Origin of the sequence: Bacillus stratosphericus, from assembly GCF_020524495.1 — a bacterium.
GTDB lineage: Bacteria > Bacillota > Bacilli > Bacillales > Bacillaceae > Bacillus > Bacillus stratosphericus_B.
Genome location: NZ_JAIVLB010000010.1, coordinates 60601 through 86402, shown reverse-complemented (window position 1 = coordinate 86402; position 25802 = coordinate 60601). Strand labels below are relative to the sequence as shown.

The following is a 25802-nucleotide window of genomic DNA, read 5'->3' as shown; positions in this document are numbered from 1 at the left end:
CTTCACAATATTCATGTGGATATAATCTCACAAAAAATGAGAATACATCTTGGAAACCGCTATTTCTTTCTTACCTATTATAAGATTTCAATAACTACCTTACTCTTTCTGTTGATATTGTAATATATTTTTTCTATCCTACTCTTTTCATCTAAAAAAATGTAATCGTACACATTAAATCTGATAATCCCTTTATTTTTCACTATTGGTTGAATTTACATCAGAAAACATGTTTTACAAATTGATAAAGACAGCTTAAAATATAATATAGTACTTACATTCTGATATGGAAAGATGATTTAGCTGAACGGCAAATTGAAATATGGTGATAGATGAAGAAATGAAGAAAGGAGGATACTAATTGGCCGAAACAGGGGTTTTGTCGTCCGTTGATGTAGCAAATATGCTAAATCACTGGTATGTATTGATGAAAAAAAGAGAGATTCAAGAAGCCATACAACTAAAAGAAGATATTCTTCAAGCGTTTGATCGAATGGAAGAGAATCAAGACGTCTTACTTTATTATCAATTACTAGAATACCGTTTCAAAGATCTTATCGAAGATACGACTTCGTTAGATCATAGTCTTTTTGTTGATGAAGATGCCATCCGTACAGATGATATGCTCAGCTACTATTACTATTTCTTTAAAGGAATGTATGAAATGCGCAGAGGAAATCAGGAAACGGCATTCCATCATTTAAAATTGGCTGAGAATAAATTAGATCTCGTACATGATGACATTGAAAAAGCAGAATTTCATTATAAAACAGGATGCCTATACTACAATATTAGATCCACACTTCTCTCCATACACCACTTAAAAATGGCTTCATCTATTTATGACACAGATCCATGTTATGTGAAAAAATCAATCAGCTGTCAAATGATGCTTGCTTTGAATTATGCAGATCAAATGAACTATGATGAGGCAGAGATGTTGTTTCAACAGGTTATTCATTCACTAGAACAGATGGAAGACCCAGATTTACTTGGTCATGCGTACTGTAATGCTGCCTTTATTAAAAGTCTAAGAAACCAATACAGTGAAGCTGTACCGCTCCTAGAAAGAGCTTTATTGATTGAGACATTTGAAACTTCTTCTCCAGGCGGCTATTTACTTGCCTTGTATGCCTACACAAAAGCGCTATTTAAGCTGAAAAAGCCTGGTTTGTTCACCTATTACGTACAGCTTTCACTTCAAAAAGCAGAAAATTTAAAACAACGAAACATTTCACTTAAATTATCGATTTTAGAAACGCTCATGCTACAGCCAGACAACATGATTGAGCAAATCATTTCTTTTTGTGATCAATTAGAATCAATGAATTTCCTCCTTGATCTTGAAGCCATCTGTCATGATGTAGCAGCATCCTTAACTGAAAATGGCCTTCATGAAGAATCAACTTATTTTTGGAACAAGGCGTTGTCATTAAAAAATGTTAAAAATTGGAGTGATGAATGATGAAGAAATTGTTCATAACAAGTGCGATTTTTACAATCTTGATGTCAGGTGTTTTCATTGGCACTTCCACCCAAAAAAACAGCCAAACTGCACAATTTCAAGATGAAGGAACCATTATCCAAAAGAGAGATCGAGGAACCAATCCTTAAAATGAATGCCGATGAAAGAAAAGAGTAGCTGTGATCAGAAACAGCTACTCTTTTTTATCTTTTTAATCAATTTCTCGTTTAATATTTTGCATTTTTTCATCTAAGTAATGGGCGATATCTGCCGCTTCCTTTAGCTCATCGGTGAGCTGATGAGGGACATCGTTTTGCAGTTTATAATAGATTTTATGTTCAAGACTCGCCCAAAAATCCATCGCAATGGTCCGCACCTGTATCTCAACCTTCACATGCTCCACACGATTCGTTAAGTAGACAGGAATTTCAACAATTAAATGAAGGCTTTTATAGCCATTTAATTTTGGATGTTGAATGTAATCCTTTACCTCAAGAATCTTTAAATCCTCTCTTTGCCTCAGTACATCGATAATATTATAGATATCTTGAATAAAAGAGCAGATGATGCGGACACCAGCGATATCATGAATGTTCTCCTTGGCACATTGTGTGGTGATGTCGCACCCTTTTCTTGCTAGTTTATTCACGATGCTTTCAAAGGATTTGATTCGTGATTTTGTATGCTCTATTGGGTTGTGTCCATGGATTAAGTTATATTCCTGACTAATAATCGAAAACTTTGTATCCATTTCATCTAATGCAAATTTATATACTAATAATTCATTTTTCCAGTCTTCCATGACACTTTTCAAATCTTCTACATGAGTTGCTGACATATTCATTTCTCTTTGTCATCTCCTTTTGGAAAACAGCTATTACACTGCTTTCCGTTAAGTAGACGGAGAGAGGACTCGAATGGTTTTAAAAAAATACATCTTAGTTGCGCTGGTTGTAAGAAGTCAGCGCCAATGCAAGTGCAAGCACAGATCCTTTCACATTATCCATTGTGTAATAAGGGACAGACATCACCACAAGTCCATTTACAAAATACCGATGAGCACATTACCAATAAAAGTGCCAAATGCATTTGGCTTTCCTGCTCCTATGACTGAAAAACCGATAATAGCAGTAGCTACTCCATCCATTAAATAAGGCGCATCTGCGTTAATTTCTGCTGTCATCACCCTTTACACCAGCACAATGCCTCCTATCGCTGCAAAATGATATATGGCCCTGCCCGATTTTGCTGAAAAAGCGGGGTTTTTCTTTTCCATAAGCCTGAAAGACAACAGGAACTTTTTTTGTCCCTGAATGATGGATAATCAATTTGTATGTACCACCTCTCATGTAAATTGTTGATCCCGCTTTGGCCATAAATGCCGATTTAATACGCTGAAAGGTTTTTGCTTGGTTTCAGGGTTTTTGTCGTTTCCGTTTGCTGCCACATCGTACGTTGTTCCTTGCTTCCTTCGCTTCTCTTCTTACTTTATCGGTTTAAATTAAATGACGCTATTCCTTGCAATGTAATAGTCTAAAGGTGTATGTTTGAAAGAATATCTTACAAGAAAACCATTTGTTTTAAATTGTCAGATTAATCATTTAATAATCATTTGGATTTTATTTCTGTTTTGAAAAGGGTGACATCAGTAAAACGAACAGAAGAGGAGAGGAAAGCACTTTAACAGATTTTTCTTGTCTGAATTCCAGAAAACCTATTGCTAATATTTTGTGAAGGTATAGAATAGAATCATAATTATTTCATATTATTAGAATTTTCAAATAATCAAACAGCAAGGAGATTTACAATGCCAAAACAACCCATCCGCGTTGAACTTAGTTCAACAAAAAAACCAAAACCTCAATCTGATCAACTTGAATTTGGAAAAATATTCACAGATCACATGTTTGTGATGGATTATTCAATTGATAAAGGCTGGTATGATCCAAGAATTATCCCTTATCAGGCAATTCCAATGGATCCAGCTTCTATGGTCTATCATTATGGTCAGTCTGTTTTTGAAGGCTTGAAGGCCTATGTTTCTGAGGATCAAAAAATTCTCTTATTCCGTCCAGAAAAGAATATGGAACGCCTAAACAGATCCAATGACCGCCTGTGTATTCCACAAATTGATACAGAAACGGTTTTAGAGGGCTTAAATGAACTCATTCGCATTGATAAGGACTGGGTACCTGATGCAGAGGGCACTTCCTTGTATATTCGTCCATTCATTATTTCCACTGAGCCATATTTAGGTGTTGCACCGTCAAGCACGTATAAGCTGCTCATTATCCTATCTCCAGTGGGATCATACTATAAAGAAGGCATCCATCCGGTGAAAATTGCGGTTGAAAACGAGTTTGTCCGTGCCGTTAAGGGTGGAACAGGAAATGCCAAAACAGCTGGAAACTATGCATCGAGCCTGAAGGCACAGCAAGTCGCTGAAACCAAAGGGTTCTCACAGGTTCTTTGGCTTGATGGGGTCGAGAAAAAGTACATTGAAGAAGTGGGCAGCATGAATATTTTCTTTAAAATTAATGGAGAAATCGTGACGCCTGAATTGAACGGCAGCATTTTAGAAGGCATCACACGTAACTCTGTGCTTGAGCTGTTAAAGCATTGGGAGATTCCTGTGACAGAACGCAAAATTTCAATTGATGAATTAATTGACGCACACCAATCAGGCGAACTTGAAGAAATCTTTGGAACAGGGACGGCAGCCGTGATTTCTCCTGTCGGTGAGTTAATTTATCACGATCAACCATATGTCATTCAAAATGGTCAAACAGGCGAAGTATCGAAAAGATTATACGAAGCTATTACGGGCATCCAAAAAGGGACACAGCCAGACATCTTCGGCTGGACAGTAGAAGTCGACTCGGTCGTCAAGCAGGCATAAACAAGCGAAACAACCTTTCATTTCATGAAGGGTTCTTTTTTTGTTTATTTCCATCTCACTGTATAATGGAAATGATGTTCTTCTATTCCAAAAAAACTCAGGAGTGATGCTTATGTTTTTGACTTACTGGTCATCATTGGATCATGCATAGTGCCTACAGGCTTCGAGGATTCACCGTTCCTCACTCGATTTATATTTAAGTTTCTCGGGATTTCAACCATCGTCTTCTCCGTTACCTTTGTAAAGTATCGACGAAAGAGAATCAATAAAAAGAAGTGATGAGATTTGCGGGTTTATTTGGATAACTCACTTTCCATCAAATCGTCCACCAAAACAAAACCGATACACACACAATTTTCCCCCTGCATACATCCACCCTTTCCCTTTGACGCCATGGTTTCTTTCAATCAAATAAAAGATTTCAGGAAAAAAGGTGGCGATGATGCCCTACAAAAACAGCACCACTATGCCAAAACTTGGAAACCATCCTATCATACACTTCTTTCTCAAATTTCCATATGGTCAGATTATAAAAAACGACCCCATCAAGGGGCCATTTCGTTTTATGCGTTCACTGATTTGAAGAATTGCGGTAAATACTCACGGTGCGCTTCTAGCATTTCATCTAACATTTGCTTTGCAATTTCGTCAGAAGGGACGAGTGGATTGATTGTCATGGCGACAAGAGCCGTCTCGTAATCTCCTGTCACAGCAGCTTCGGCTGCCACACGTTCGAATGATTTGATTTGCTGAACGAGCCCTCTCACAGCCACAGGTAGATCACCAGTCGCTATTGGTTTTGGGCCGTCCTTCGTTATGATACAGTTCACTTCAACCGCTGATTCAGCCGGAATGCTGGCAATCGCTCCTCTGTTCACTGTATTAACCGGTTGAATGTCATGCTTATCATTATAGATAGAGCTGATTAAATTACATGCAGCATCGCTGTAATAAGCCCCGCCTCTTTTTTCGAGCTGCGGCGGTTTAATCGATAAATCAGGGTCTTTGTATAGCTCAAATAATTCTTGCTCGACTTGCTGGACAACCTCTGCTCTTGTTCCTTTTTCTTGGGCCGCTTTTTGCTCTTCCTCCAGCATGTCTTTCGTTTTGTAGTAGTAACGATGATACGGACATGGAATGACCCCTAAGCCTTTGACAAAAGAAGGCTCCCAGTTTTTCGCCTCAATGTTCTTCATGGACCACTGGCTATTTGGATTTCCTAATTCATCAATCACCTGATCCATAATACTGACCCCGTCTAAATACACATCTAATCCATACACCATGTGATTGAGGCCGGCAAACTGCACTTCAATGCGTTCAACATCCACATCAAGCGCCTTTGCAATCCCCATTTTGATCCCAATCGGCACATTGCATAGACCGACCACCTTCTTCAAATTCGTGTAGCGTAAAACAGCTTCTGTGACCATCCCCGCTGGATTTGTAAAGTTCACAAGCCAAGCCTCTGGACAAAGCTCTGCCATATCCTTCACTATATCTAAAATGACTGGGATGGTGCGAAGACCTTTAAATAAACCACCTGGCCCATTCGTTTCCTGACCAATGACGCCATATTTGAGTGGTATTCTTTCATCTTTTGCTCGTGCTTCCAGCAGTCCTACACGAAATTGTGTCGTGACAAAGTCAGCATCCTTCAGAGCTTCCCGTCGGTCAATGGTCAGGTGTACCTCAATGGGCAAACCTGCTTTTTCGACCATACGTTTCGCAAAAGCACCTACGATATTTAGTTTTTCCTGCCCTGCTTCAATATCCACAAGCCATAATTCCTTCACAGGCAATTCTTGATACCGTTTGATAAAACCTTCAACCAGTTCCGGCGTATAGCTCGATCCACCGCCTATTGTGACAATTTTGATTCCGTCTTTCATGAATTAACACCTCCGAATTGTTTCATTTTTTCATGGAGCTCAATAATTTCCGCTGCAAGCTCCTTGACAGTCATGGCGTTCATGAGATGATCCTGTGCATGAATCATTAAGAGACTGATGTCAGCCTTTTCTCCTCTGATTTCTCCTTGGATCAGCTCTGTCTGTGCGTGATGCGCCTCATTTAAAGCGTCTTGTGCTTCCTGCAATTTTTGCTTCGCCTCATCAAAGTTTCCTTGCTTTGCACATGTAATGGCCTCCATTGCTGAGCTTCTGCCATTTCCACCATGCAAGATGAGTTGAAACACAATTTGTTCCATTTCCATCAGCCGCATCCCCCTTGTTCCCTCTATTACATGCTGACGACATTTTCGTCAGTTGATGCTTTTGTATCCAGTTCATTTTCTTCTTTCAATTTCTGCTTATCCCACATTCTAAAGAATGGGTAGTATAGAGCAAATGACAACGCGAGGTTGATCAGCTGCATGACAGCACCGGAGATTTTCCCGCCTGTAGCGAGATAGCCTGAAATGATTGGTGGCATTGTCCATGGGACAGCGATTCCTGCGGGTTTTGCCACAAGTCCTGTGCTCATTCCGATATATGTGGTGATGATCATGATGATTGGCGTAAGAATAAACGGAATAAGAAGCATTGGGTTCATCACAATCGGCATTCCAAAAATAATCGGTTCGTTGATGTTAAAGATGGCTGGCCCAATGGCTAGTCGACCAAGCTGTTTCATTTGTTTACTTCTGGAACGTAAGATCATCGTCAGCACCAAAGCAAGTGTCGCGCCGCTTCCGCCGACATTGATGAAAATTTCAAAGAACTGCGCTGTGAAAATATTCGGCAGCATTTCTCCTGCTTGAAACGCAAGACGGTTCTCATCCATCGCACCGAGCCAAATCGGACCCATGACGCCTCCGACAATCGTTGCTCCGTGAATACCACAAGCCCAGAGGAGCATTTGTACACCTATGGCGACGATACTTCCCCCTAAGCTTCCCCCAAGAATAGAAAGCGGTGTGCCAATTAAGACCGTGATGATATTATGAATACTCTCAAAAGGTGTCATCTCAATCACAAGTCTAGCGACCCAGATCAGCGTGATGACCACAAAACCTGGAATAAGTGCGATAAACGATTTACTAACTGCTGGCGGTACACCATCAGGCATTTTAATCACGATATTTCGCTGCACAATGAAGCGATAAATTTCTGTTGAAAGCATGGCAATAATCATGGCAACGAATAACCCTTTACTACCCATAAGTGTGACCGGAATTCCGCCATTCACTAAGATGGCTTCTGTTGAGCCTTCGGGTGTAAAAGGCACTTGATATGGTGTCGCCAAAAGGAAAGCCGCGACAGCGATCGCACCAGATGATAGTGCATCGACAGCATACTTTTCAGCAAGCCTGTAGGCTATCCCAAAGGTCGCAACAAGTGCCATAATGTCAAAGGTTGCATTCACAGGATAGGATAGCTTCGTGGCCCATTCGTCTCCAAAGATACTTGCCATAAAATCGCTGTATCCTGGGATCGGAAGGTTGGCTAAAATGAGAAACAGTGAACCGACAATAATGAGAGGCATGGTTAAAACGATTCCGTCACGCAATGCTTGTAAATGTCTTTGAGCGGCAATTTTTCCTGCAAACGGCATGACCTTCTCTTCTAGAAATCGGTTGAATCCATTCATCCCTTCCGCCCCCTTTATCCGTTCACTAACTGTTCAGCAGATTTTAGAACTTCGGCGCCATTACACACGCCATAATGCACCGTATTGATGACGTCTACTGGTATTCCTTTTTCTGCTCCGAGCTTTTTCATTTGTGGCAATAAATATCGAACCTGTGGTCCTAATAAAAGCACATCGGCTTGATCAATATGACTTTTTGCAGCATCTCCAGATACCGCCCAAATACGATAGTCTTTCCCTTGTTCTTGTGCACTTTTCTCCATTTTTGTGACAAGTAAGCTTGTTGACATACCTGCTGCGCAAACCAATAAGATGTCCATGTGTAACCCCCCCTTTTAGAAGTGTGAAGCTTTTCTTTACACAATCATCATATTATGAAACCGCTTTCATAAACACCCATACTTTTTCCTTAAGGAAGCGGAAAAAGTTAATATCACACTGTTAGTTCTTGTACGAAGGGGCCTTTTTATACATCACATCTAGCATGTCTTCAAAGGTATCACAGGCGATGAGATGCTGAATGAATTTCACATTATGCACAAGCTCTCCCAGCAGACGGTACATTCCTTTCAAATCTTTGGCATTCTCTTTTTCAACACAAAGCAAGCAGACAAATTGAACTTTTTTCTCTCCCCAAATGATGGGTTTTTCTAATGTACATATTGCCCAGAACGTCTCGTCTGTCAGCGGGGTCATAGGGTGGGGAATCGCTGTATAATGCCCAAAGGAGGTTGGTGCAGCCTGCTCTCGTTCCATCACAGATTGTGTGAGCTCTACTGGTGCTAACCCCATACCGATGACTTTTTGCGTGAGAAAAGTCATGACCTCTTCCTTTGTTTGAAAAACGCGTTTTGTAAAGACCAATTCCTTTTTCATATATTGAGAGGCCAACGTCACTCTTGATTCACTCGTCAGGGCTTCTTCAATTTTTAAAAAGTCACCGCCTCCCAAAATGGTGTTCACTTGAATGACCGGGATCGGCAAATCCATATGAATAGGGATCGTCGTAATAATCAAATCCAGGGCATGTAAAGAGACATGTGGAAGTGAATAAAGCTCTGCTGTTCCTAAAATGGTCAGTTTGGACCCAAATTGTGAATGCAAACGATCCTGTAATAGCCTTGCACTCCCTGCACCAGATGCACAGACAATGAGGCAGCGCTTCGGCGGAATCTCCATTTTTCTACGCTCTAAAGCAGCACCAAAATGGAGCGCCATATATCCGATTTCTTTCTCATGAATGGACAGACCTGCCTCTTCTTCAATGACCCTGCTCGCAATAATCCCTGCTTCAAAGGCGAGTGGATACCCTGCTTTTATCTCATCGAGCATCGGATTTCGTAAGTTCATGCCATATTTACACCGGTTCATGGCTGGCTTTAAGTGCAGACTGAGGCCAAGCATTAATTCCGCATCAGCAGCTAAATCTAGCTGCAATTTTTGATCAATGGCTTTCAGCATGAGCTGAACAAGTCGGCTTGTGTCATCATCGACAATTTGTTTTTGACCGCTCGAAGAAAAAGACTGCACCATTTTGGCAGTCCCTAGCAAGTGAATGGCCATATAGACGATCTCCTCTTGTGGAAAGGAGACATCAAGCAGCCCTTCAAGACGTTCAACCATTTTTTTTGCTACCTTGTATTCCTTTGCCTGCGGGATTTCGTTCATTTCCTCTGGAAGAACAGAAACATAGTTTCCGTGCCTAATTCGTTTACAGGCAATGGCGACATGAACAATTAAATTATTCATGCATATGTCAGATAGATTCATTTTTTCCTCATTGATATAATCAATCATGGTTTTCTGAATTAATTCTAGCTCACTCTTTGGCAAAATGGTGACAGCTGTATTCAGCATCGTTTGATAGGAACGGCGTTCATTGAATAAATATTCTGACATACAATAACGGATTTTCATCTCAGATCCTTTAATCCGGCACCCTTTACTCGGCTTTGATTCTAGCTTAAGATCAAAGGGCTCAAGCTTACGTTTGACCCACTTCATATCATTACTCATCGTTGATTTACTAATAAAAAGCTGCTCCTGTAAGTCTTCTAGCTTCACGTACGGATCTGCGAGAAGTAGCCTTTTTAAAATAAATCGGACACGCTCCTCCGGCAGAACAGCCAGCGGCTTCTCCTGTTCCACCTCCTCTTTCATAAAACGGCGAAAGGCATTCTCATCTTTGATCAAGAGCTCATAGCCAGCTCCTCTAACAGCTGATACAGCCGCTTGATAAGGGGAAAGACGGTCATTCAATTCCTTGATGTCTGTACGAATGGTGCGGCTTGTCACTTGTAAGCTGACAGAAAGCGCAGCGCTTGTGAGAGGAGTCTCAGCCGCCATCAGCTGACTTAAGATGTGCGTCAGTCTTTTACTCAGCATAAGATCGACCTCCTTATTTAAGGTGAAGAATCTGCCTTGGATGAACAAGTTGTATACGCTTGCAGTTCTCTTCAATACTCATATTCTACTGAATAGATATAAAAATTGCCAACTCATTTATATGACAAACGCCCCTATTTATACGACAAACCATATCTATTGGCCTATGAATCTTTTTCACAGCTGTTTTTGCGGAAGGCATTAAAAAAAGGCGATACACCTTTGTGTATCCGCCTTTTTATGAGGAGATTAGCTGTGTAATACAACCCATCTTTTTTCATGAGTATCGTACATGATCAAATGTCCCAGTAGATGTGATGAAATTGAGATTCTGTGTAAAGGCGTACCTGAAAAAAGCATTTGACTTCTCTTCACGCGGATAGCCTTTGCACCTTAATGACTTCGATTTTTTCCTGACGAGACGTCAGGATTACCTCGTCTCCTTTTTTCAGCTCCTTTAATCAATAAAAAACAGATGGACCCCATTTATGATCAACAAGGCCATTTACGGTGGCATTCACACGGACGATCCATCTCATACAGCTTTTGATAACGGTGGTTTTCTCTCAGTAAATCCTTGTGCTGTCCTTGCATCTCAATGTGACCATCTTCAATAAACATGATTCGATCACACGCCTCACAGCCAGTCAGGTGATGGGTTATCCAAATCACTGTTTTTCCTTTCAACACACGGAATATCGTTTCAAGCAATTCACGCTCTGTCCGTGGATCAAGTCCGACAGTTGGCTCATCCAATACAACAATCGGTGTGTTTTGCAGCAAAATCCGAGCTAACGCCAGACGCTGCCTTTCTCCACCTGAGAAACGAACCCCAGTCTCCTGTACACCTGTGTGATAGCCTTCTGGCAAAGATTCGATGTAATCGTGCAGCTGTACCTGTCTCGCCGCTTCTTTGATCTGCTCTTCTGTCGCGTCTTTAGAGCCTAAGCGAATATTGTTTAAAACAGACGTATCGAATAAATAAGGCTGTTGATTGAGCACAGACACATAGGAGGACACGTTCTCTTGAATGCGTTGCACCGGTTTCCCCTGAATGCTGACAACACCTTGATTTGGGACGACTGCCCCTTCTAACAATTTTAAAATGGTCGATTTTCCTGCACCGCTTTTTCCTAAGAGAGCGAGTGATTCCCCTTGCTTAAGCGAAAACGAGAGGTTTTGAAGCACATGTTGATCCGCCTCATATCCAAAGGTTACTTGATCAAAACAGACCGCTTCATCATGAGAAATGGTTGTCAGATCCACTGACTCCCTCTCAGTTTCTCCTTCATACGACTGCTTTTCATAACGATTTAATCTACTGACGGCATGCTGATAACCAGGAATATCACCTGCCGCATCTGACAGTGGAAGAAAGGCTTCTGTTAACGGAAACAGCACAAGCACAAAGGCTGCAATGAGCGTGTGTGATATAGATCCTGACTGAACGACTGAGCCGCTCCAATACACCACGAGCACGACTGCCCCTCCAATGATCAACTGCGCAAACAATTGACGTAGATGGATAAACCGATGTTTGGTCGCTTCAAGTACTAACAGCTGCGCTTCTTTCTGTTCATAGCCATCAACAAAATCGTTCTGCCTGCCACTAAACAACCAGTCACTGACGCCCATGACCGCATCTGTTAAAAGATTGTACAATTCATTTCTGTCTTTTTTCATTTGAATTTGTCTCACCCGGTTCACAAGCACTGTAACGTATGGGAAAATAAACACAAGAAGAGCAATATAGAGCAGCATTAATCCAGCAAAAGGCCATGAGAAAAGCCCAAGTGCCCCAATCGATGCCGCATATAAAAGCAACGCACCAATGGATGGAAAGATTGTTTTTAAATAGGCATCCTGTAATCGCTCCACATCTTCTGATAAGAGTCCGAGCATTTCACCTGTACCAAGCTTTGTCTGTTTGGCACTTCGTTCAGCCATGTCATACAGACGCACCCGCATTTTTTCAATCATCGTCAAAATGAGCTGATGGCCCGCTAGCCTTTCTGCATAACGAGCAGCTGAGCGTGAAATACCAAAGGTACGTACTGCCACGATTGGGACATAGATCAATAAAATATTCTCAGGTCTTGTGGCAGCTTTTGAAATCAGAAATCCTGATGTATACATGAGCATAGAAGCAGAGAACACCGCAATGGCTCCTAAAAAAAGGACCAAGGCAAACAGCTTTTGATTCTCCTTGATATAAGGTATAAACCAGCCTTTACTGACCATGTGTGACCGCCCCCATTTGCTCCTGTACCAATTGATAGTACACACCTTTTCTTTGCATTAATGATTCATGTGTTCCCATTTCTGCAATGGTTCCATGATCCATCACAATGATTTCATCCATATCCGGCATCCAATGAAGCCTGTGTGTTGCTAAAAACACTAGTTTATCTTCAAACAGCGGAAGCATCGTTTTCTTCAATTCATACTCTGTCTCAATGTCGAGATGCGCCGTTGGTTCATCTAACAGCATGATCGACCGCTGTCCCAGCACAGTCCGAGCAAGCGCAACCCTTTGCGCCTGTCCGCCGCTTAGCCCTCTTCCCTGTTCTCCAATGACCTCATCCAGCCCATTTGGCAGCTCCGCTACGAGCTGAGATAAGCCCGCCTCCTGCACAGCTTTTTCGACTTCTTCATCTGTTGCATTTGGCTCATAAAAACGAATATTTTCCCTTAATGTCATGTGAAATAAATAGGGATGCTGCGGCATATAAACGACTTCCTTTTGCCATGCCGTCAGCTGTAAATGAACAAGCTTCTGGCCATTTAGCGTGATTTGACCTGAAGACGGTTCAACAAAGCCGCCGAGGACATCTGTTAACGTTGATTTTCCTGAACCACTGGTACCAATGATTCCAATTTTTTTCTTTCCGTTGACAGTCAGGTCTACATCTTGAATGGAATACGGTGCATGGTCATCATGCAGGACATAGATATCTTGCAGCGTGAGCACATCTTGTTCATTCCACCGGCTCAGCTGCATGGATTGTGTCTCCTGCGCTTGGAAGCCCTTTTCATCTAAAATGACCTGAATGGCCTCATTCGCTTCTTTTCCATTTAACGTCGCATGATAATCATTTCCCACTTCACGTACTGGTAGGAAATATTCCGGAGCCAGCATAAGTGCTGTCAAAGCCGGCAATAAGAGAAGTTCCCCTTCAATTAATCGCAAGCCAAGAAATACAGCAACGGTCGCAATCGATAACATGGAAAAGAAATCGAGAGCAAACGATGAAAGAAATGCGACCTTCAGTGTGCTCATTGTCGCCTTTCGATATCGCTTTGACACCTCCGCGATATTGCGAGAGTGCTTTTTGCTAATACCTAAGTAGCGAAGTGTTTCAAGGCCACGGAGGGAATCAGTAAAATGATTGGATAATTTCTCATACGATCTCCATTGTTTGGCCGCTTTACGCTGGGCGACAAGGCCTAACAAAATCATAAAAACAATTAAAATCGGCAGCGTCACAATTAAAATGACGGCAGATGTTTCATCTAGTGTCCAAACATAGACAAGAACCATCACCGGGATTACGGCCATGTTTACCATTTTCGGCAAAAACAGCTGTAAATACTGACGATATTGGGCAATTCCCTCCATCGCTAATGTCACAAGCTTTCCTGTTCCTTTTTTCTTTGTGAAGGCTGGACCTAAACGAAAGAGTTGATCTAACAGCTGCTTTCGTACGTCTGCTCCAATTCGGGAAGAATAAGTGAACATGACTCTCTCCCGAATGAAGGTGAGACCGTGCCGCACAAGAAAGGCAGCAAGAAACAGTAAAACATAAGGCGTTGCCTGCGCGAGGCTTTTCCCATCAAACAGCGTTGTTATGGCATGTGCCAGCCACTGTGCTTGGAAAATTATACTTGCTCCTTGAATGAGTGACACAATACCTAAGAGGGCAAGAAGCCCTCTCATTCCCTTTAATTGAAGCAAGCGTTTATCCATCAGTAAGTCATTGGCTCCTTACCGCTTACACGCTTACGGAAGACATAGTAGCTCCAAATTTGATACCCAAGCACAAAAGGCAGCAAAGAAATGGCGACAATCGTCATGACCGTAAGTGAATAAGATCCTGATGCAGCGTTTTGAATGGTGAGATCGAACGCATGGTTGATTGAACTAATCATCACACGCGGGAACAATGCGGTGAAAAGCATCGTCACAGTCACCATGATGCCTGCTCCTGTGAATAAGAACGTCCAGCCATCACGCTCTTTTCTCATAAAGACAAGAGCCGCTATATAACAAACCACAATCAGCCCCGTTAAAGGAATGGTGATGATAGGGCGGACTGTATAAATGTCTGTTTCGATGATGGACACACCGACAAATAGAACAAGAACTGGCAGTGCGATCAGCAAGATACGCTGGCCAAGCTTTCTTGCACGCTGTCTCAAATCTCCCTCTGTACGAAGTGTGACAAAAATCAATCCGTGCAGGAGGCAAAGAACTGTCACTAACACCCCGCCGATCACTGAATAAAGATTCACAAAGTCTGTGAAACCAGCGTACATATTCATGCTTTGATCAATTGGCATCCCGCGTAAAATACTTGTGAATAGCACACCGAGCAAAAACGGCGGAAGTAGACTGCCACAGAATATGACCCAGTCCCACGTTTTGATCCAAGAAGCTTTCTCGACCTTCCCTCGGAACTCAAAGGCGACCCCCCGCCCAATAAGCGCTAATAGGAGAACCGCAAATGGAATATAGTATCCACTGAACATCGTGGCATACCAGTGAGGAAACGCTGCGAATATAGCGCCGCCAGCTGTAAGGAGCCACACCTCATTCGCATCCCAAAAAGGACCAATCGTATTGATTAAAATGCGGCGCTCATGCGCATCCTTTCCAAGCAACTGCATAGACATCCCTACACCAAAATCAAATCCTTCTAAGAAGAAAAAACCAACAAATAATAATGCGACAAGAATAAACCAAATCTCGTTAAGATATGCCATGATATGCGCCTCCATCAAATGGATCTGTAGATAGGTCCGTTTCATCCTTTTGATCTGTATCCTCTTCAGAATGTGCCCCTTTTTTAATTTCTCGAATGAATAAGTAGGCAAGCACGATGACAAGAATCAGATAAATGGTCGTAAAGCTAATGACTGAGAATAACAGCATGCCATAAGATACGTTCGGTGAAATCGATTGAGCGGTCGTCATCATGCCAAAGACGGTCCACGGCTGACGCCCGATTTCAGTCATGATCCAGCCGGCTGAGTTCGCAATAAACGGGAACGCAATCATCCAAACCATAAAGCGTAAATACCATTTGTTTGATTCAAGTTTCTTTCTAAAGCTCAAGTACAAGCCCATCATACTAGCAAAAATCATGAGCATTCCTGCACCAACCATGATTCTAAAGCTCCAGAATGTCGTTTTTACTGGAGGAATGTAGTCTCCTGGGCCAAACTTCGCTTCATATTCTTTTTGAAGTGTTAGCATGCCTGGAACATCTCCACTGAACTTCTGATAAGCCAAATAACTTAAAGCAAACGGAATATTGATTTCTCCAGAGTTTTCTTTTTTATCTGTGTTAATGTTGGCAAAAAGTGTCCAAGCGGCTGGATCTCCACTATCCTGCCAAAGGGCTTCACTTGCTGCCATCTTCATCGGCTGTGATTTCATTAGGTGCTTCGCTTGATCATGTCCAGAGAACGCCACACCCAAGCCCGAAATGAGCGCGAGTACCATGGCAATCTGGAATGATTTTTTAAAAAAGGTGATTTCTTGTTTTTTGATCATTTTATAGGCACTAACTCCTGCAATAAAGAAAGCACCTGTTGCCAGCGCACCAAACAGAACGTGCGGGAACTCAACCCAGAGCTGCGGATTCGTCACAAGAGCTCCAAAATCATTCATCTCTGCACGGCCATTTTTAATGACAAATCCGACTGGCTCCTGCATAAATGAGTTGGCGAGTAAAATCCAAAACGCCGAAAAGATTGTACCAAGGGAAACTAGCCAAATACACAATAAGTGGATTTTCTTCGGTAGACGATCCCAGCCGAAAATCCATAGTCCAATAAATGTAGATTCAAGGAAAAAGGCTAATAGTGCCTCAATGGCAAGCGGTGCACCAAAGACATCACCAACAAACCTTGAATAGTCAGACCAGTTCATCCCAAACTGAAATTCCTGCAAAATCCCTGTCACCACACCTACTGCAAAGTTGATTAAGAAAAGATGACCCCAAAACTTCGCCATCTTTTTATAGATGTCTTTTTTCTTCACCACATAAAGGGTCTGCATCAATGCGACGATAAACACCAAACCTATAGACATAGGAACAAAAATAAAATGAAATAATGTCGTTGAGGCAAATTGAAATCTTGCTAAAAATAGCTCACTCACAGCCTACATCCTCCCTTACTTTCACATGCCGAATGATTCGAATTCCTCATGCTCAGAATTTCACAAAAAGTCCACTGATTGTTCAATTATTCACAAATAAAAGTCCGTTTTTAAAATGGTTTACTCGGTGAACTTTTACCCTTGATTTTCATTCGGCTAGTTATTTATACCTGTACTTTACACCCATGCACTTCAAAAATAAAGTAGTTTTTACCTAAAAATTGGGTGATGTTGTGTCAGTTGTTTGAATACTTTGTCAAAAATATGTGACGGAAAGAAAAAAATCACAAAAAAATAGCACTGCCTCTTAGTTTCAGCGCTTTGATTATGTTTGGGGTTCCCCCAACCAAATAACACAAACCAAAAAATACAATTTATGGTAGGTGGAAATCCGATTTTCCTCGTTAAGGGAAAAATCATTCCATTTTGAAGAGAGGGCTTTGTTAGCTGTATCTAATGCGAGTTCCTTTGTCCCTTCTTTTATTGCTAATTCTTCAACTAATTCAATCAACTTTCTTCCGATAATTAAATCATCTCCTGAAAAAACAAGGTGTTAAGTTTAGCCATTCAATAATATGGATGTTTTAGTTAGCTAAAAAGATTAATGACAGAATGGGAGTACAAACCGGTATTATTGCACTGTTAAATCATTCAATAGATATAATAAAATAAATAATATATCCCGATCCATTTTTGGGTATGTGTTTTTTTACAATTCAATAGACAAAACATTCCGGAAAGCGTCTAAGTTCAAATATATCGTTCAGTTACTAAAAGTAACAATGTATACATTTTGATAGGTTATCAAAAACATTTGAACGTGCCGACGCATATAACGAAGGGATGAACGAGCTTGAATACAATGAAGCAGCTAAGATTGGGTGTAACAGAATGACATGTATCCAACTTTGAGCGTTCTTTGCCTTTTACTATATTAGTTAGATGGAATCCACCGTCACCTTTGGTTGTGTTAAAAGAAGATGCCCAATTGAAAGAGAAACCTCATCATGAGCCAGGGTTTATCATTTTGCTGTATTTATTACTTACCAGAAAAAACCTGGGCAAATGGCTGGCACAGGTGATCAAAAAAGGCTATCCTTTAATTGGAGTATGCGATCACTTTTTCAGTGAAACCATTTATTTAAGTGATCCTGATGACATTGGCGTCGAAGTTTATGCTGATCGCCTGAGGATGTTTGGATAGGTAAACATGGTGAACTGAAAGGTGGCGGAAATGCACCGCTTGATGGTGAAGATCTCCTTCAAGAAGCAGCTGATTCCCTTTATGTGAACACGCTCGGTTTTCATATCCGAATGGCTCCCCAGCGAGTTTATTTATCGCTACTGGTGTATACCATCATCACCTTGCCTTTAATGCATGGGAATGCGGGAGAAAAGGAGCCATTGATCGACGTTTTTCAGGAATTAGAAGCTATACATTGGTTTTCCCAGAAGAAACAGACAAAAAAGAAGGTGCAAAATATGGACAAACACACAGAGGTTAAAACAGCTATTTTAAAAGATAAAATCAAACGAGTACAGCAAGAAGACGGATATATATATATCACTGGCCCGATTAAACTGCCAGTCAGTTTAGACGGTAGAACCGTAATGTTCAACTGGTATTCATGGTTAAAGGACGATGGAAAAGAACCGTTATCAGATGAAGCCTTAATTGAAAGCCTCTCCTCCCGTGAGCTTGCGGATCACCAGCAATCAAGTGTTCTTGTTTACGGAGATTTCAAACATGCTGATGAAGCACTGATCCGTATGCATTCTATTTGCCACACTGGCGATATTTTCGGAAGCAAACGCTGCGACTGCGGGTTCCAATTGAAACAGTCCATGCGAATGATTGAAGATAATGGAGCAGGCGCCCTGTTTTATTTAGCCAATCATGAAGGACGAGGCATAGGTCTTTTCAGTAAAGCCATGGCCTACATTCTCCAAGAGAACGGCTACGATACAGTGGAAGCAAATGAAGCACTCGGCTTTGAAGATGACACGCGTCAATATGAAGAAGCCATTGCCGTTCTTCAAACACTGCGTACAAAGCCAGTGAGACTCATTACCAATAACCCGAAAAAGACAGATGCCATCAGCCATGCAGGCCTTTCTCTTTCTGGACGGATTTCGCTTTGGGGTGATGTCTCTGAGTTCAACGAAAAATACTTGCAGACAAAAATGAACCGCTCTGGTCACATGAAGGCGGATCAAGAGGTGCATACGATTGCCACATCATGAGCGATATATGAAGCTAGCCCTTGAAAATGCACGGGCAATGAAAGGTCAGACATCTCCAAACCCGCTCGTCGGGGCTGTCATTGTGCGAGAGAATGAAATTGTTGGTGTTGGTGCTCACATGAAGGCCGGCGAACCACATGCTGAAATTCACGCCCTCAAAATGGCTGGAGACAAGGCAAAAGGAGCCACGATCTATGTGACCCTAGAACCTTGTTCCCACCATGGCCGCACAGGCCCATGCGCTGAAGCACTGGTGAAAGCCGGCCTAGAGACGGTTGTCGTAGCTGCACTTGATCCGAACCCACTTGTCGCTGGCCGCGGGATTACCATTTTACAAGACGCAGGTATCCAAGTGATCACGGGCGTATTGGAACAGGAATCCATCCTCATGAATGAAGTGTTTAATCACTTTATTACGAAAAAAACGCCGTTCGTGACGCTCAAAGCGGGCATCACCTTAGATGGGAAAATTGCTTCTGCTACGTCTGACAGCAAGTGGGTTACCTCACAGACTTCTCGTTATGACGCTTACCACATCCGCAGTATCAATGATGCCATTTTGGTTGGTGCCCAAACCGTCATTCATGATGATCCATCATTAACTGCAAGGATTCCAAATGGTGACCATCCGATACGAATTGTTTTAGACTCTAAGCTGTCTACACCGCTGACGGCAAAGGTCGTCACCGATCAGATGGCACCTACATGGATTTTCACAACAAAACAAGCAGATGAGGAAAAGCGAGCCGCTTTTGAAGCAGCTGGAGTCAACGTCATCATGACAGATGGAGACATGCGAGTTCCCTTGCCAGAAGTGCTTCAAGTGCTTGGAGAAAGAAACATCTCCTCCCTCATGATTGAAGGTGGCGGTCAAGTGAATGCCTCATTTTTAGAGCAGCAACTTGTTGATAAATTGGTCATCTACATGGCACCTAAGCTTATTGGCGGACGACTTTCTCCTTCCTTTTTCGGAGGCGAAGGCATCCCCCTCATGAGTGACGCAATTGAACTGGATCAACTCACCGTTGAACAGCTAGGGAAAGATATGAAAATAACAGGCTATCCTGTTTATCAATAAACAACAAAGCTTGTAGATTGAGTCTGCAAGCTTTTTTCTCATCATTGAATTTGAGGTGATTAAATTGAACATCAAAGGAATAAACCATTTATTATTTTCTGTTTCTGATTTAGAGACATCTATTGATTTTTATACAAAGGTCTTTAATGCCACATTGTTAGCAAAGGGAAGGACGACGGCTTACTTTGATTTGAATGGGCTATGGCTTGCCCTCAATGTGGAAAAAGACATTCCTCGTCAAGACATCCATCACTCTTACACACACATCGCTTTTTCTATTGATGAGGCGGATGTAGATCCAATGTACAACAAACTAAAAGATTTGCACGTCAACATTTTACCAAGCCGGCCAAGAGACGAAAGAGATCAGAAGTCGATTTACTTCACGGACCCTGATGGACATAAATTTGAATTTCATACAGGGACCTTGAAAGATAGAATGGATTATTACAAACAAGAGAAAACTCATATGGAGTTTTGAATAAAACGCAAAAAAGAAACAGACCTTCCATCTTCATGAAAGGTCTGTTTCTTCTTTCTCATCATACTATCAATGTGGATTCACAAATCATCTCCATGAAACTTGTCGTAAAATGTTTCATGTGAAACATCTGTGATCTAATATCTATCAATTTCCTTCTATCAGCCTCCCAAAGCTTTCGGGTGAAAGTCCCGGTGAAATGCGCAGGCGGTGCAAGGACATCATGCCTTGTTCCTTTTTCGCATGTCCTGGTTCAGTGGTCACAGCCATCTGATATCCTGCTTCCTTTGCCAGCTTCAGCGTGTCTTCGTTATAGCGCCCGACCGGATAGCTGACCATTCTCGTGCGCTGAGAAAATCGCTGATCAAAGAACGCCTTCGACCCTTTTAATTCCTCTTCCTGCTGCTTCTTTGATAAACGATTGAGCTCTAAATGATGAATTGTATGACTCTCAATTGATAGCCTATTTGCTATCATTTCATCCATTTGGTCATCTGTTAAGTGGTTCGGGCGGCCAATGGATTGCTCAATCATGAAAATCGTTGCCTTCATTCCATACTGTTTTAAAATTGGAAATGCTTTTGTGTAGTTGTCTGAATATCCATCGTCAAATGTGATGAGAACAAATTTTTCACTTGGTGTCGAATTTGTCATGAGGACTTGATATGCCTCTTCCGGCGACAGCGTGACATAACCGTTATCTATTAGCCATTTCATATGAGCTGCAAACTCACTCTTTGGCACACGTAACGAGTTGCCGCTGGAGAGGCTGTGGTACATCAAGATCGGGAGCGCAACCGGTTCCTTTTGCTGAATCCATTTTTGTTTGTCTAACTCTGCCGCTTCTTTCTGCTGTGTCTGTTTTGTTTCTTTTGCTTGACCTTTTTCCTCTTTTACCGCTTGCTGGTTTCCTTCTGTTTGCTGCTTCATTCCCATACAGCCCGAAATGAACAGCAAGACAAAACCAACCGCAATAAAAATACATATTTTCTTCATTTCACCAATCCTACTTTCGCTCTTTCTACCGTATGATTATAACAGAAATTAGTTAATGACTGTTCATTCATTTTATTAAAGAGCTTTGCAAAATCTTCGCCCTTCCATGCCATCCTGAGCTCATCCAACAAAATGACTCAGTCTTACTTTTTCTGCTTTTTGAATCCAAACGATTCTCTTCAATTTTTGCGAAAGCGATAAACTTATAATATTGAATAGGATTTATAAATAAAAGCCGCTCCTTTTTGAGCGGCTTTTAAACGGCTTATGATCCCGATTCTTCTGATTCTTGTTGATTTTTAACGTACCAAATGAATTTTCCTGTATATCCATAAATAATGGCAAGACCAATGGCAACAAAGCTCAACCACATAAATGGTAAATACGAGAATGTCGACACGCCTAGAATCCCCGCCATGTATATCCCGTTATCTGACCATGGAACCATACCAGACGTAAGTGTTCCACCGACCTCAGAGTTTCTAGATAATACACGTCTGTCTAATTTTAATTTGTCATAGCTTTTTTCCATAATTTTTGGTGTAAGGATGATTGATACATACATAGCACAGCCAAAAATATTCGCCAAGAAAGCAACAATTAGCGTGGATAGAGTGACGTTTCCTGCATTATGCAATTTCTTCTCGAATATAGAGACGATGACTTTTAATACGCCTAAATATTCAAGTACACCACCAAAACCAAGACCGAGGATAATCACGACTAAAGATCCTAGCATATTGACAATACCGCCACGGTTTAACAGGGAATTTAAGAAATCTATATCTGAGTTAATGGAAAAGCCATTATAAGCAGTGGCAATCGCATCTGCCGGATTCATTCCTTGAAAAGCCATGGCCCAAATCGAACCTAGAAGGGCACCAATAGCGATAACAGGCATTGAAGGTTTCTTAAATACAAGCAATAACACAACCACTACAGCCGGAATAACCATCCAGATATTAATTGTAAATGTATCATGAAGTGCATTTTTCAAAAACTCCACTTTATCGTGATCAATGTTTCGGCCACCATACATAAAGCCTGTAACCGTAAACATAATCGCTGTAATCACAAAGGCTGGTATGGATAAGACCATCATAGCTCTTACATGCGCAAGCACGTCCACTTTAGAAAGAGAAGCGGCCAGTACGGTGCTATCTGATAATGGCGATAATTTATCACCAAAGTAGGCTCCAGATAAAACGGCACCTGCAACAATTGGAAGCGGAATACCAAGACCTTCACCAATTGCAATCATTGCAATACCCGCAGTTCCAACCGTCCCCCAAGAGGTTCCTGTAGCAATGGACATAATGGCACATATCACAAGTGTAGCTAATAAGAAAATGTTAGGATGAATAAATTCTAGGCCGTAATAGATTAATGTAGGCACAACTCCACCAGCAATCCATGTTCCAACAAGTGCTCCTACAGCAATTAAGATCAAAATAGCATCTAAACCATTTGATATCCCTTTTGTAATGGCGTTTTGAAGATCCTTATATGAATGTCCCAAACGAATACCTAAAGCGATCACCATAAACCATGAGATAAACAAAGCTAGTTGAATATCTAAATTGAAGTAAAGAGTAAATGATAAAACAATTGCTAAAAACAAGCCAAGGATAGACAAGACTTCTAAGATAGACGGTAGACGTGGTGTTTTCATTTTGTTTCCTCCCTTTGTGCATCTGCGTTAAGCGTTTTCAAAATATTGTGAAAAAAGTGCGTCAATTCGAAAGAAAGTGAATTGCCTGTCTTTCTCTTTTTCACAGGCAATTCGTCATATTAATAAAATAAATTTTTTGATATTATCCCTTTTCTAGCAGCTCTTGTCCTGCAATACCAGGCTTTGTCATCTCATAAGGATTTAAGATAATATCAAGTTCCTCTTCCGTTAATACATCATACTGCAAGCAGAGGTCTCTAATGGATTCTCCCTTTAAAATAGCTTCTCTTGCAATTCTAGCCGCGGCTTCATAGCCTAAGTGAGGGTTCACCGCAGTAATCACTCCTGCACTTTTTTCTACATATTCTTTCAAACGTTTCTCATTTGCTTCGATGTCCGCTAAGCAATGATTTGTGAATGAACAGAATCCGTTATTCATTATACTAATAGATTGAAGTAAGTTAAAGACCAAAACAGGTTCCATTACATTTAACTCAAGCTGACCTGCTTCAGAAGCAAGACAGATGGTGTGGTCATTTCCTATAACCTGAAATGCGATTTGGTTAATGAGCTCTGCCATAACAGGATTGACTTTCCCAGGCATAATGGATGACCCTGGCTGACGGGCTGGCAATGCAATTTCAGCAAGACCTGCTCGAGGACCAGATGCCATTAAGCGAAGGTCATTCGCAATTTTAGACATGTTCATCATGCATACTTTTAATGCCGCTGATACTTCTGTATAAGCATCTGTGTTTTGCGTTGCATCTACAAGATGCTCTGCGCCTACGAGTGGTAGCCCTGAAATATCAGCAAGTTTCTTCACTACGATTTCAATATAACGAGGATCTGCGTTTAAGCCTGTCCCAACAGCTGTCGCACCCATATTCACTTCATATAAATGCTGCTTTGATTGATTAATACGCTTAATATCACGGTTTAGAACGCGGCTGTATGCATTAAATTCCTGTCCTAAACGGATCGGAACCGCATCCTGTAAATGGGTACGTCCCATTTTGATCACATGATCGAATTCTTTTGCTTTCTTTTGAAATACAACATGCATCGCTTGCATCGTCTCAAGCAGAATGTCTAACTGCTTCAGCACAGCAATATGAATAGCAGTTGGGAATGAATCATTCGTCGATTGTGACATGTTAACATGTGTGTTTGGACTTAAATGAATGTATTCGCCCTTTTGATGTCCCATAATCTCTAGGGCTCTGTTACCAATGACCTCGTTGGCATTCATGTTCATTGAAGTTCCTGCCCCGCCCTGGATAGGGTCTACGATGAAGTACTCATGCAACTTGCCTTCAATGACTTCGTCAGAGGCTTTGACAATCGCGTTTCCAATTCCTTCATATAAGCGTCCCACTTCCATATTGGCTTGAGCTGCTGCTTTTTTGACGATGGCAAAGGCTCTAATCAGTTCCTCATGCATGCGATACCCAGTAATCGGGAAGTTTTCTTTTGCACGAAGGGTTTGAACACCATAATACACGTCTGCCGGAATTTCTTTTTCACCAAGAAAATCCTTCTCGTAGCGATAAATTGCTTGAACCATCTTATATGACCTGCTTTCTATAGAATGTTAAATCACTAAATCTTCAGCGATTGGGGTTTCCATAATCTTCTTCACTTCTTTTGGATCTGTTGTCTTTCCTAATGCCCACATGAGTTTCGGTACGATGGCCTCAGTGTTCATGTTTCGTGAACGCGCTACCAGTTCTTGATTGATTTTGCGTCCTACTTCATACACGCTCATGTCTTCTCCTTCTTCTAGACACTGAGTCGTGATAACAATAGGAATGCCTTCTTCTAATAATTCATTGATCTTCTCTAAAAGGTTTCTTCCCTCGAAAGGAATTCCACCACTGCCGTAGCTTTCAATAACGACCCCTTTGTACACACCTTTGATGGAATCTAAAAACTCAGGCTTAAGACCTGGGTGCAGTTTTAATAGACAGACATCTGTGTTCAGCGATGCATCTAATTTAAGCGGTTTCATTGATGATCTTTTTACTTTGCTATTGTATTCAATTTCATGGTTTTCAATCGATGCAATATATGGATAGTTAATACTTTCAAATGCATCATAGCTTTTCGTTCTTAGTTTGATTGCGCGTGTTCCTTGAATCACTCGGCCATCAAACACGACATACACGCCGCCTACACCGTCACATGCAAATCGAATGGCATCTGTAATGTTTTTCTTCGCATCTGTTTTCTTAAATGTAATCGGGATTTGTGAGCCTGTTATGACAATTGGCTTATCAGGATTTTGCAGCATATAAGAAAGGGCTGCTGATGTATAGGCCATTGTATCGGTCCCATGAGTGACAACAAACCCATCATATTGATCATAATTTTCATAAATGGCTGTTGCGATATCCACCCAGTATTCAGGCTGCATATTTGTGCTATCTATACTCATAAGGGACTTTGTGTCCATTGTGTACTCTGCATTAATTTCGTTTAAATAGCTTAAAAGGTCCTCAGCTTTAACACCTGGAGCTAAACCATTTTCACTCTCTACAGATGCAATCGTCCCACCAGTTGTTAAAAGCAATAATTTCTTCAACAGGTCCACCTCTTTCAATAAA

General features: G+C 41.4%; 21 protein-coding genes and 1 pseudogene. 7 read left to right on the top strand and 15 right to left on the bottom strand.

Annotation, left to right across the window (positions count from 1 at the left end):
* Window positions 1–361: 361 nt before the first annotated feature.
* Window positions 362–1465, top strand: a complete 1104-nt coding sequence (locus LC033_RS06005; protein ID WP_226567337.1) for a Rap family tetratricopeptide repeat protein — start codon at window positions 362–364, stop codon at window positions 1463–1465.
* Complete coding sequence (locus LC033_RS06000; protein ID WP_226567336.1) at window positions 1465–1614, top strand: hypothetical protein; 150 nt, start codon at window positions 1465–1467, stop codon at window positions 1612–1614. The genes LC033_RS06005 and LC033_RS06000 overlap by 1 nt, the downstream gene beginning before the upstream one ends.
* A 62-nt stretch (window positions 1615–1676) precedes the next feature.
* Here LC033_RS06000 and ywaC read toward each other — a convergent pair whose 3' ends face one another.
* Window positions 1677–2309 carry a GTP pyrophosphokinase YwaC gene (gene ywaC, locus LC033_RS05995; protein ID WP_226567335.1) on the bottom strand — a complete coding sequence of 211 codons (633 nt, stop codon included), beginning with the start codon at window positions 2307–2309 and terminating at the stop codon, window positions 1677–1679.
* Window positions 2310–2403: 94 nt separating this feature from the next.
* Window positions 2404–2687: pseudogene (locus LC033_RS05990) on the bottom strand (ABC transporter permease); the annotation flags it as partial.
* 585 nt (window positions 2688–3272) lie between these two features.
* Here LC033_RS05990 and LC033_RS05985 point away from each other — a divergent pair.
* A complete protein-coding gene (locus LC033_RS05985) occupies window positions 3273–4364 on the top strand; it encodes a branched-chain amino acid aminotransferase (RefSeq protein WP_226567334.1) in 1092 nt (363 codons plus the stop codon).
* A 563-nt stretch (window positions 4365–4927) separates the two neighbouring features.
* On the opposite strand, the gene LC033_RS05980 is transcribed toward LC033_RS05985, so the two are convergent.
* From LC033_RS05980 to LC033_RS05940, 9 genes are all read right to left on the bottom strand, one after another.
* Entirely contained in the window at window positions 4928–6256 is a 1329-nt protein-coding gene (locus LC033_RS05980) for a 6-phospho-beta-glucosidase (protein ID WP_226567333.1), read from the bottom strand.
* Window positions 6253–6579: a PTS lactose/cellobiose transporter subunit IIA gene (locus LC033_RS05975; protein WP_226567332.1), complete on the bottom strand. Its 327-nt coding sequence runs from the start codon at window positions 6577–6579 to the stop codon at window positions 6253–6255. The genes LC033_RS05980 and LC033_RS05975 overlap by 4 nt, the downstream gene beginning before the upstream one ends.
* A gap of 26 nt (window positions 6580–6605) precedes the next feature.
* A complete protein-coding gene (celB, locus tag LC033_RS05970; protein WP_226567331.1) occupies window positions 6606–7955 on the bottom strand; it encodes a PTS cellobiose transporter subunit IIC in 1350 nt (449 codons plus the stop codon).
* Window positions 7956–7969: 14 nt separating this feature from the next.
* Window positions 7970–8275, bottom strand: a complete 306-nt coding sequence (locus tag LC033_RS05965; RefSeq protein ID WP_226567330.1) for a PTS sugar transporter subunit IIB — start codon at window positions 8273–8275, stop codon at window positions 7970–7972.
* 121 nt (window positions 8276–8396) lie between these two features.
* Complete coding sequence (locus tag LC033_RS05960) at window positions 8397–10340, bottom strand: BglG family transcription antiterminator (RefSeq protein WP_226567329.1); 1944 nt, start codon at window positions 10338–10340, stop codon at window positions 8397–8399.
* A gap of 492 nt (window positions 10341–10832) precedes the next feature.
* A complete protein-coding gene (gene cydC, locus LC033_RS05955; RefSeq protein ID WP_226567328.1) occupies window positions 10833–12581 on the bottom strand; it encodes a thiol reductant ABC exporter subunit CydC in 1749 nt (582 codons plus the stop codon).
* Window positions 12571–14307 (bottom strand): thiol reductant ABC exporter subunit CydD, encoded by a 1737-nt coding sequence (gene cydD, locus LC033_RS05950; RefSeq protein ID WP_226567327.1) that lies wholly within the window; start codon window positions 14305–14307, stop codon window positions 12571–12573. The genes cydC and cydD overlap by 11 nt, the downstream gene beginning before the upstream one ends.
* Window positions 14307–15323 (bottom strand): cytochrome d ubiquinol oxidase subunit II, encoded by a 1017-nt coding sequence (gene cydB, locus LC033_RS05945; RefSeq protein ID WP_226567326.1) that lies wholly within the window; start codon window positions 15321–15323, stop codon window positions 14307–14309. Before cydB ends, cydD begins: the two co-directional genes overlap by 1 nt.
* Window positions 15310–16725 carry a cytochrome ubiquinol oxidase subunit I gene (locus LC033_RS05940; RefSeq protein ID WP_226567325.1) on the bottom strand — a complete coding sequence of 472 codons (1416 nt, stop codon included), beginning with the start codon at window positions 16723–16725 and terminating at the stop codon, window positions 15310–15312. The genes cydB and LC033_RS05940 overlap by 14 nt, the downstream gene beginning before the upstream one ends.
* A gap of 988 nt (window positions 16726–17713) precedes the next feature.
* On the opposite strand from LC033_RS05940, the gene LC033_RS05935 reads away from it, so the two are divergent.
* The 4 genes from LC033_RS05935 (at window position 17714) to fosM (ending at window position 20528) form a co-directional block, all read left to right on the top strand.
* Complete coding sequence (locus LC033_RS05935; protein ID WP_226567324.1) at window positions 17714–17929, top strand: VOC family protein; 216 nt, start codon at window positions 17714–17716, stop codon at window positions 17927–17929.
* Window positions 17930–18207: 278 nt separating this feature from the next.
* The gene (locus LC033_RS05930) at window positions 18208–18969 is read left to right on the top strand and encodes a GTP cyclohydrolase II (protein ID WP_226567323.1); all 762 of its coding nucleotides are present in this window, start codon (window positions 18208–18210) and stop codon (window positions 18967–18969) included.
* Window positions 18956–20047, top strand: coding sequence for a bifunctional diaminohydroxyphosphoribosylaminopyrimidine deaminase/5-amino-6-(5-phosphoribosylamino)uracil reductase RibD (ribD, locus tag LC033_RS05925; protein WP_226567322.1), 1092 nt, complete (start codon window positions 18956–18958; stop codon window positions 20045–20047). The genes LC033_RS05930 and ribD overlap by 14 nt, the downstream gene beginning before the upstream one ends.
* Window positions 20048–20111: 64 nt before the next feature.
* Window positions 20112–20528, top strand: a complete 417-nt coding sequence (gene fosM / locus LC033_RS05920; RefSeq protein WP_226567321.1) for a FosM family fosfomycin resistance protein — start codon at window positions 20112–20114, stop codon at window positions 20526–20528.
* Window positions 20529–20675: 147 nt separating this feature from the next.
* Here the strand turns inward: fosM and LC033_RS05915 are convergent, their stop codons facing one another.
* The 4 genes from LC033_RS05915 to LC033_RS05900 all read right to left on the bottom strand — a co-directional run bounded on the left by LC033_RS05915 (window position 20676) and on the right by LC033_RS05900 (window position 25780).
* Window positions 20676–21524 (bottom strand): polysaccharide deacetylase family protein, encoded by an 849-nt coding sequence (locus LC033_RS05915; protein ID WP_226567320.1) that lies wholly within the window; start codon window positions 21522–21524, stop codon window positions 20676–20678.
* A gap of 265 nt (window positions 21525–21789) precedes the next feature.
* Window positions 21790–23196: a Na+/H+ antiporter NhaC gene (gene nhaC / locus LC033_RS05910; RefSeq protein ID WP_226567319.1), complete on the bottom strand. Its 1407-nt coding sequence runs from the start codon at window positions 23194–23196 to the stop codon at window positions 21790–21792.
* Between the two features lie 142 nt (window positions 23197–23338).
* Window positions 23339–24763, bottom strand: coding sequence for an aspartate ammonia-lyase (aspA, locus tag LC033_RS05905; protein WP_226567318.1), 1425 nt, complete (start codon window positions 24761–24763; stop codon window positions 23339–23341).
* A 27-nt stretch (window positions 24764–24790) separates the two neighbouring features.
* The gene (locus LC033_RS05900; RefSeq protein ID WP_226567317.1) at window positions 24791–25780 is read right to left on the bottom strand and encodes an asparaginase; all 990 of its coding nucleotides are present in this window, start codon (window positions 25778–25780) and stop codon (window positions 24791–24793) included.
* Between the last annotated feature and the right edge of the window lie 22 nt (window positions 25781–25802).

What these genes read in the sequence shown, in the direction of transcription:
- LC033_RS06000 (WP_226567336.1), top strand. Translation starts at nt 1,465, where the DNA reads ATGAAGAAATTGTTCATAACAAGTGCGATTTTTACAATCTTGATGTCA.
- ywaC (WP_226567335.1), bottom strand. Translation starts at nt 2,309, where the DNA reads ATGAATATGTCAGCAACTCATGTAGAAGATTTGAAAAGTGTCATGGAA.
- LC033_RS05985 (WP_226567334.1), top strand. Translation starts at nt 3,273, where the DNA reads ATGCCAAAACAACCCATCCGCGTTGAACTTAGTTCAACAAAAAAACCA.
- LC033_RS05980 (WP_226567333.1), bottom strand. Translation starts at nt 6,256, where the DNA reads ATGAAAGACGGAATCAAAATTGTCACAATAGGCGGTGGATCGAGCTAT.
- LC033_RS05975 (WP_226567332.1), bottom strand. Translation starts at nt 6,579, where the DNA reads ATGGAAATGGAACAAATTGTGTTTCAACTCATCTTGCATGGTGGAAAT.
- celB (WP_226567331.1), bottom strand. Translation starts at nt 7,955, where the DNA reads ATGAATGGATTCAACCGATTTCTAGAAGAGAAGGTCATGCCGTTTGCA.
- LC033_RS05965 (WP_226567330.1), bottom strand. Translation starts at nt 8,275, where the DNA reads ATGGACATCTTATTGGTTTGCGCAGCAGGTATGTCAACAAGCTTACTT.
- LC033_RS05960 (WP_226567329.1), bottom strand. Translation starts at nt 10,340, where the DNA reads ATGCTGAGTAAAAGACTGACGCACATCTTAAGTCAGCTGATGGCGGCT.
- cydC (WP_226567328.1), bottom strand. Translation starts at nt 12,581, where the DNA reads ATGGTCAGTAAAGGCTGGTTTATACCTTATATCAAGGAGAATCAAAAG.
- cydD (WP_226567327.1), bottom strand. Translation starts at nt 14,307, where the DNA reads ATGGATAAACGCTTGCTTCAATTAAAGGGAATGAGAGGGCTTCTTGCC.
- cydB (WP_226567326.1), bottom strand. Translation starts at nt 15,323, where the DNA reads ATGGCATATCTTAACGAGATTTGGTTTATTCTTGTCGCATTATTATTT.
- LC033_RS05930 (WP_226567323.1), top strand. Translation starts at nt 18,208, where the DNA reads ATGGACAAACACACAGAGGTTAAAACAGCTATTTTAAAAGATAAAATC.
- LC033_RS05915 (WP_226567320.1), bottom strand. Translation starts at nt 21,524, where the DNA reads ATGAAGAAAATATGTATTTTTATTGCGGTTGGTTTTGTCTTGCTGTTC.
- nhaC (WP_226567319.1), bottom strand. Translation starts at nt 23,196, where the DNA reads ATGAAAACACCACGTCTACCGTCTATCTTAGAAGTCTTGTCTATCCTT.
- aspA (WP_226567318.1), bottom strand. Translation starts at nt 24,763, where the DNA reads ATGGTTCAAGCAATTTATCGCTACGAGAAGGATTTTCTTGGTGAAAAA.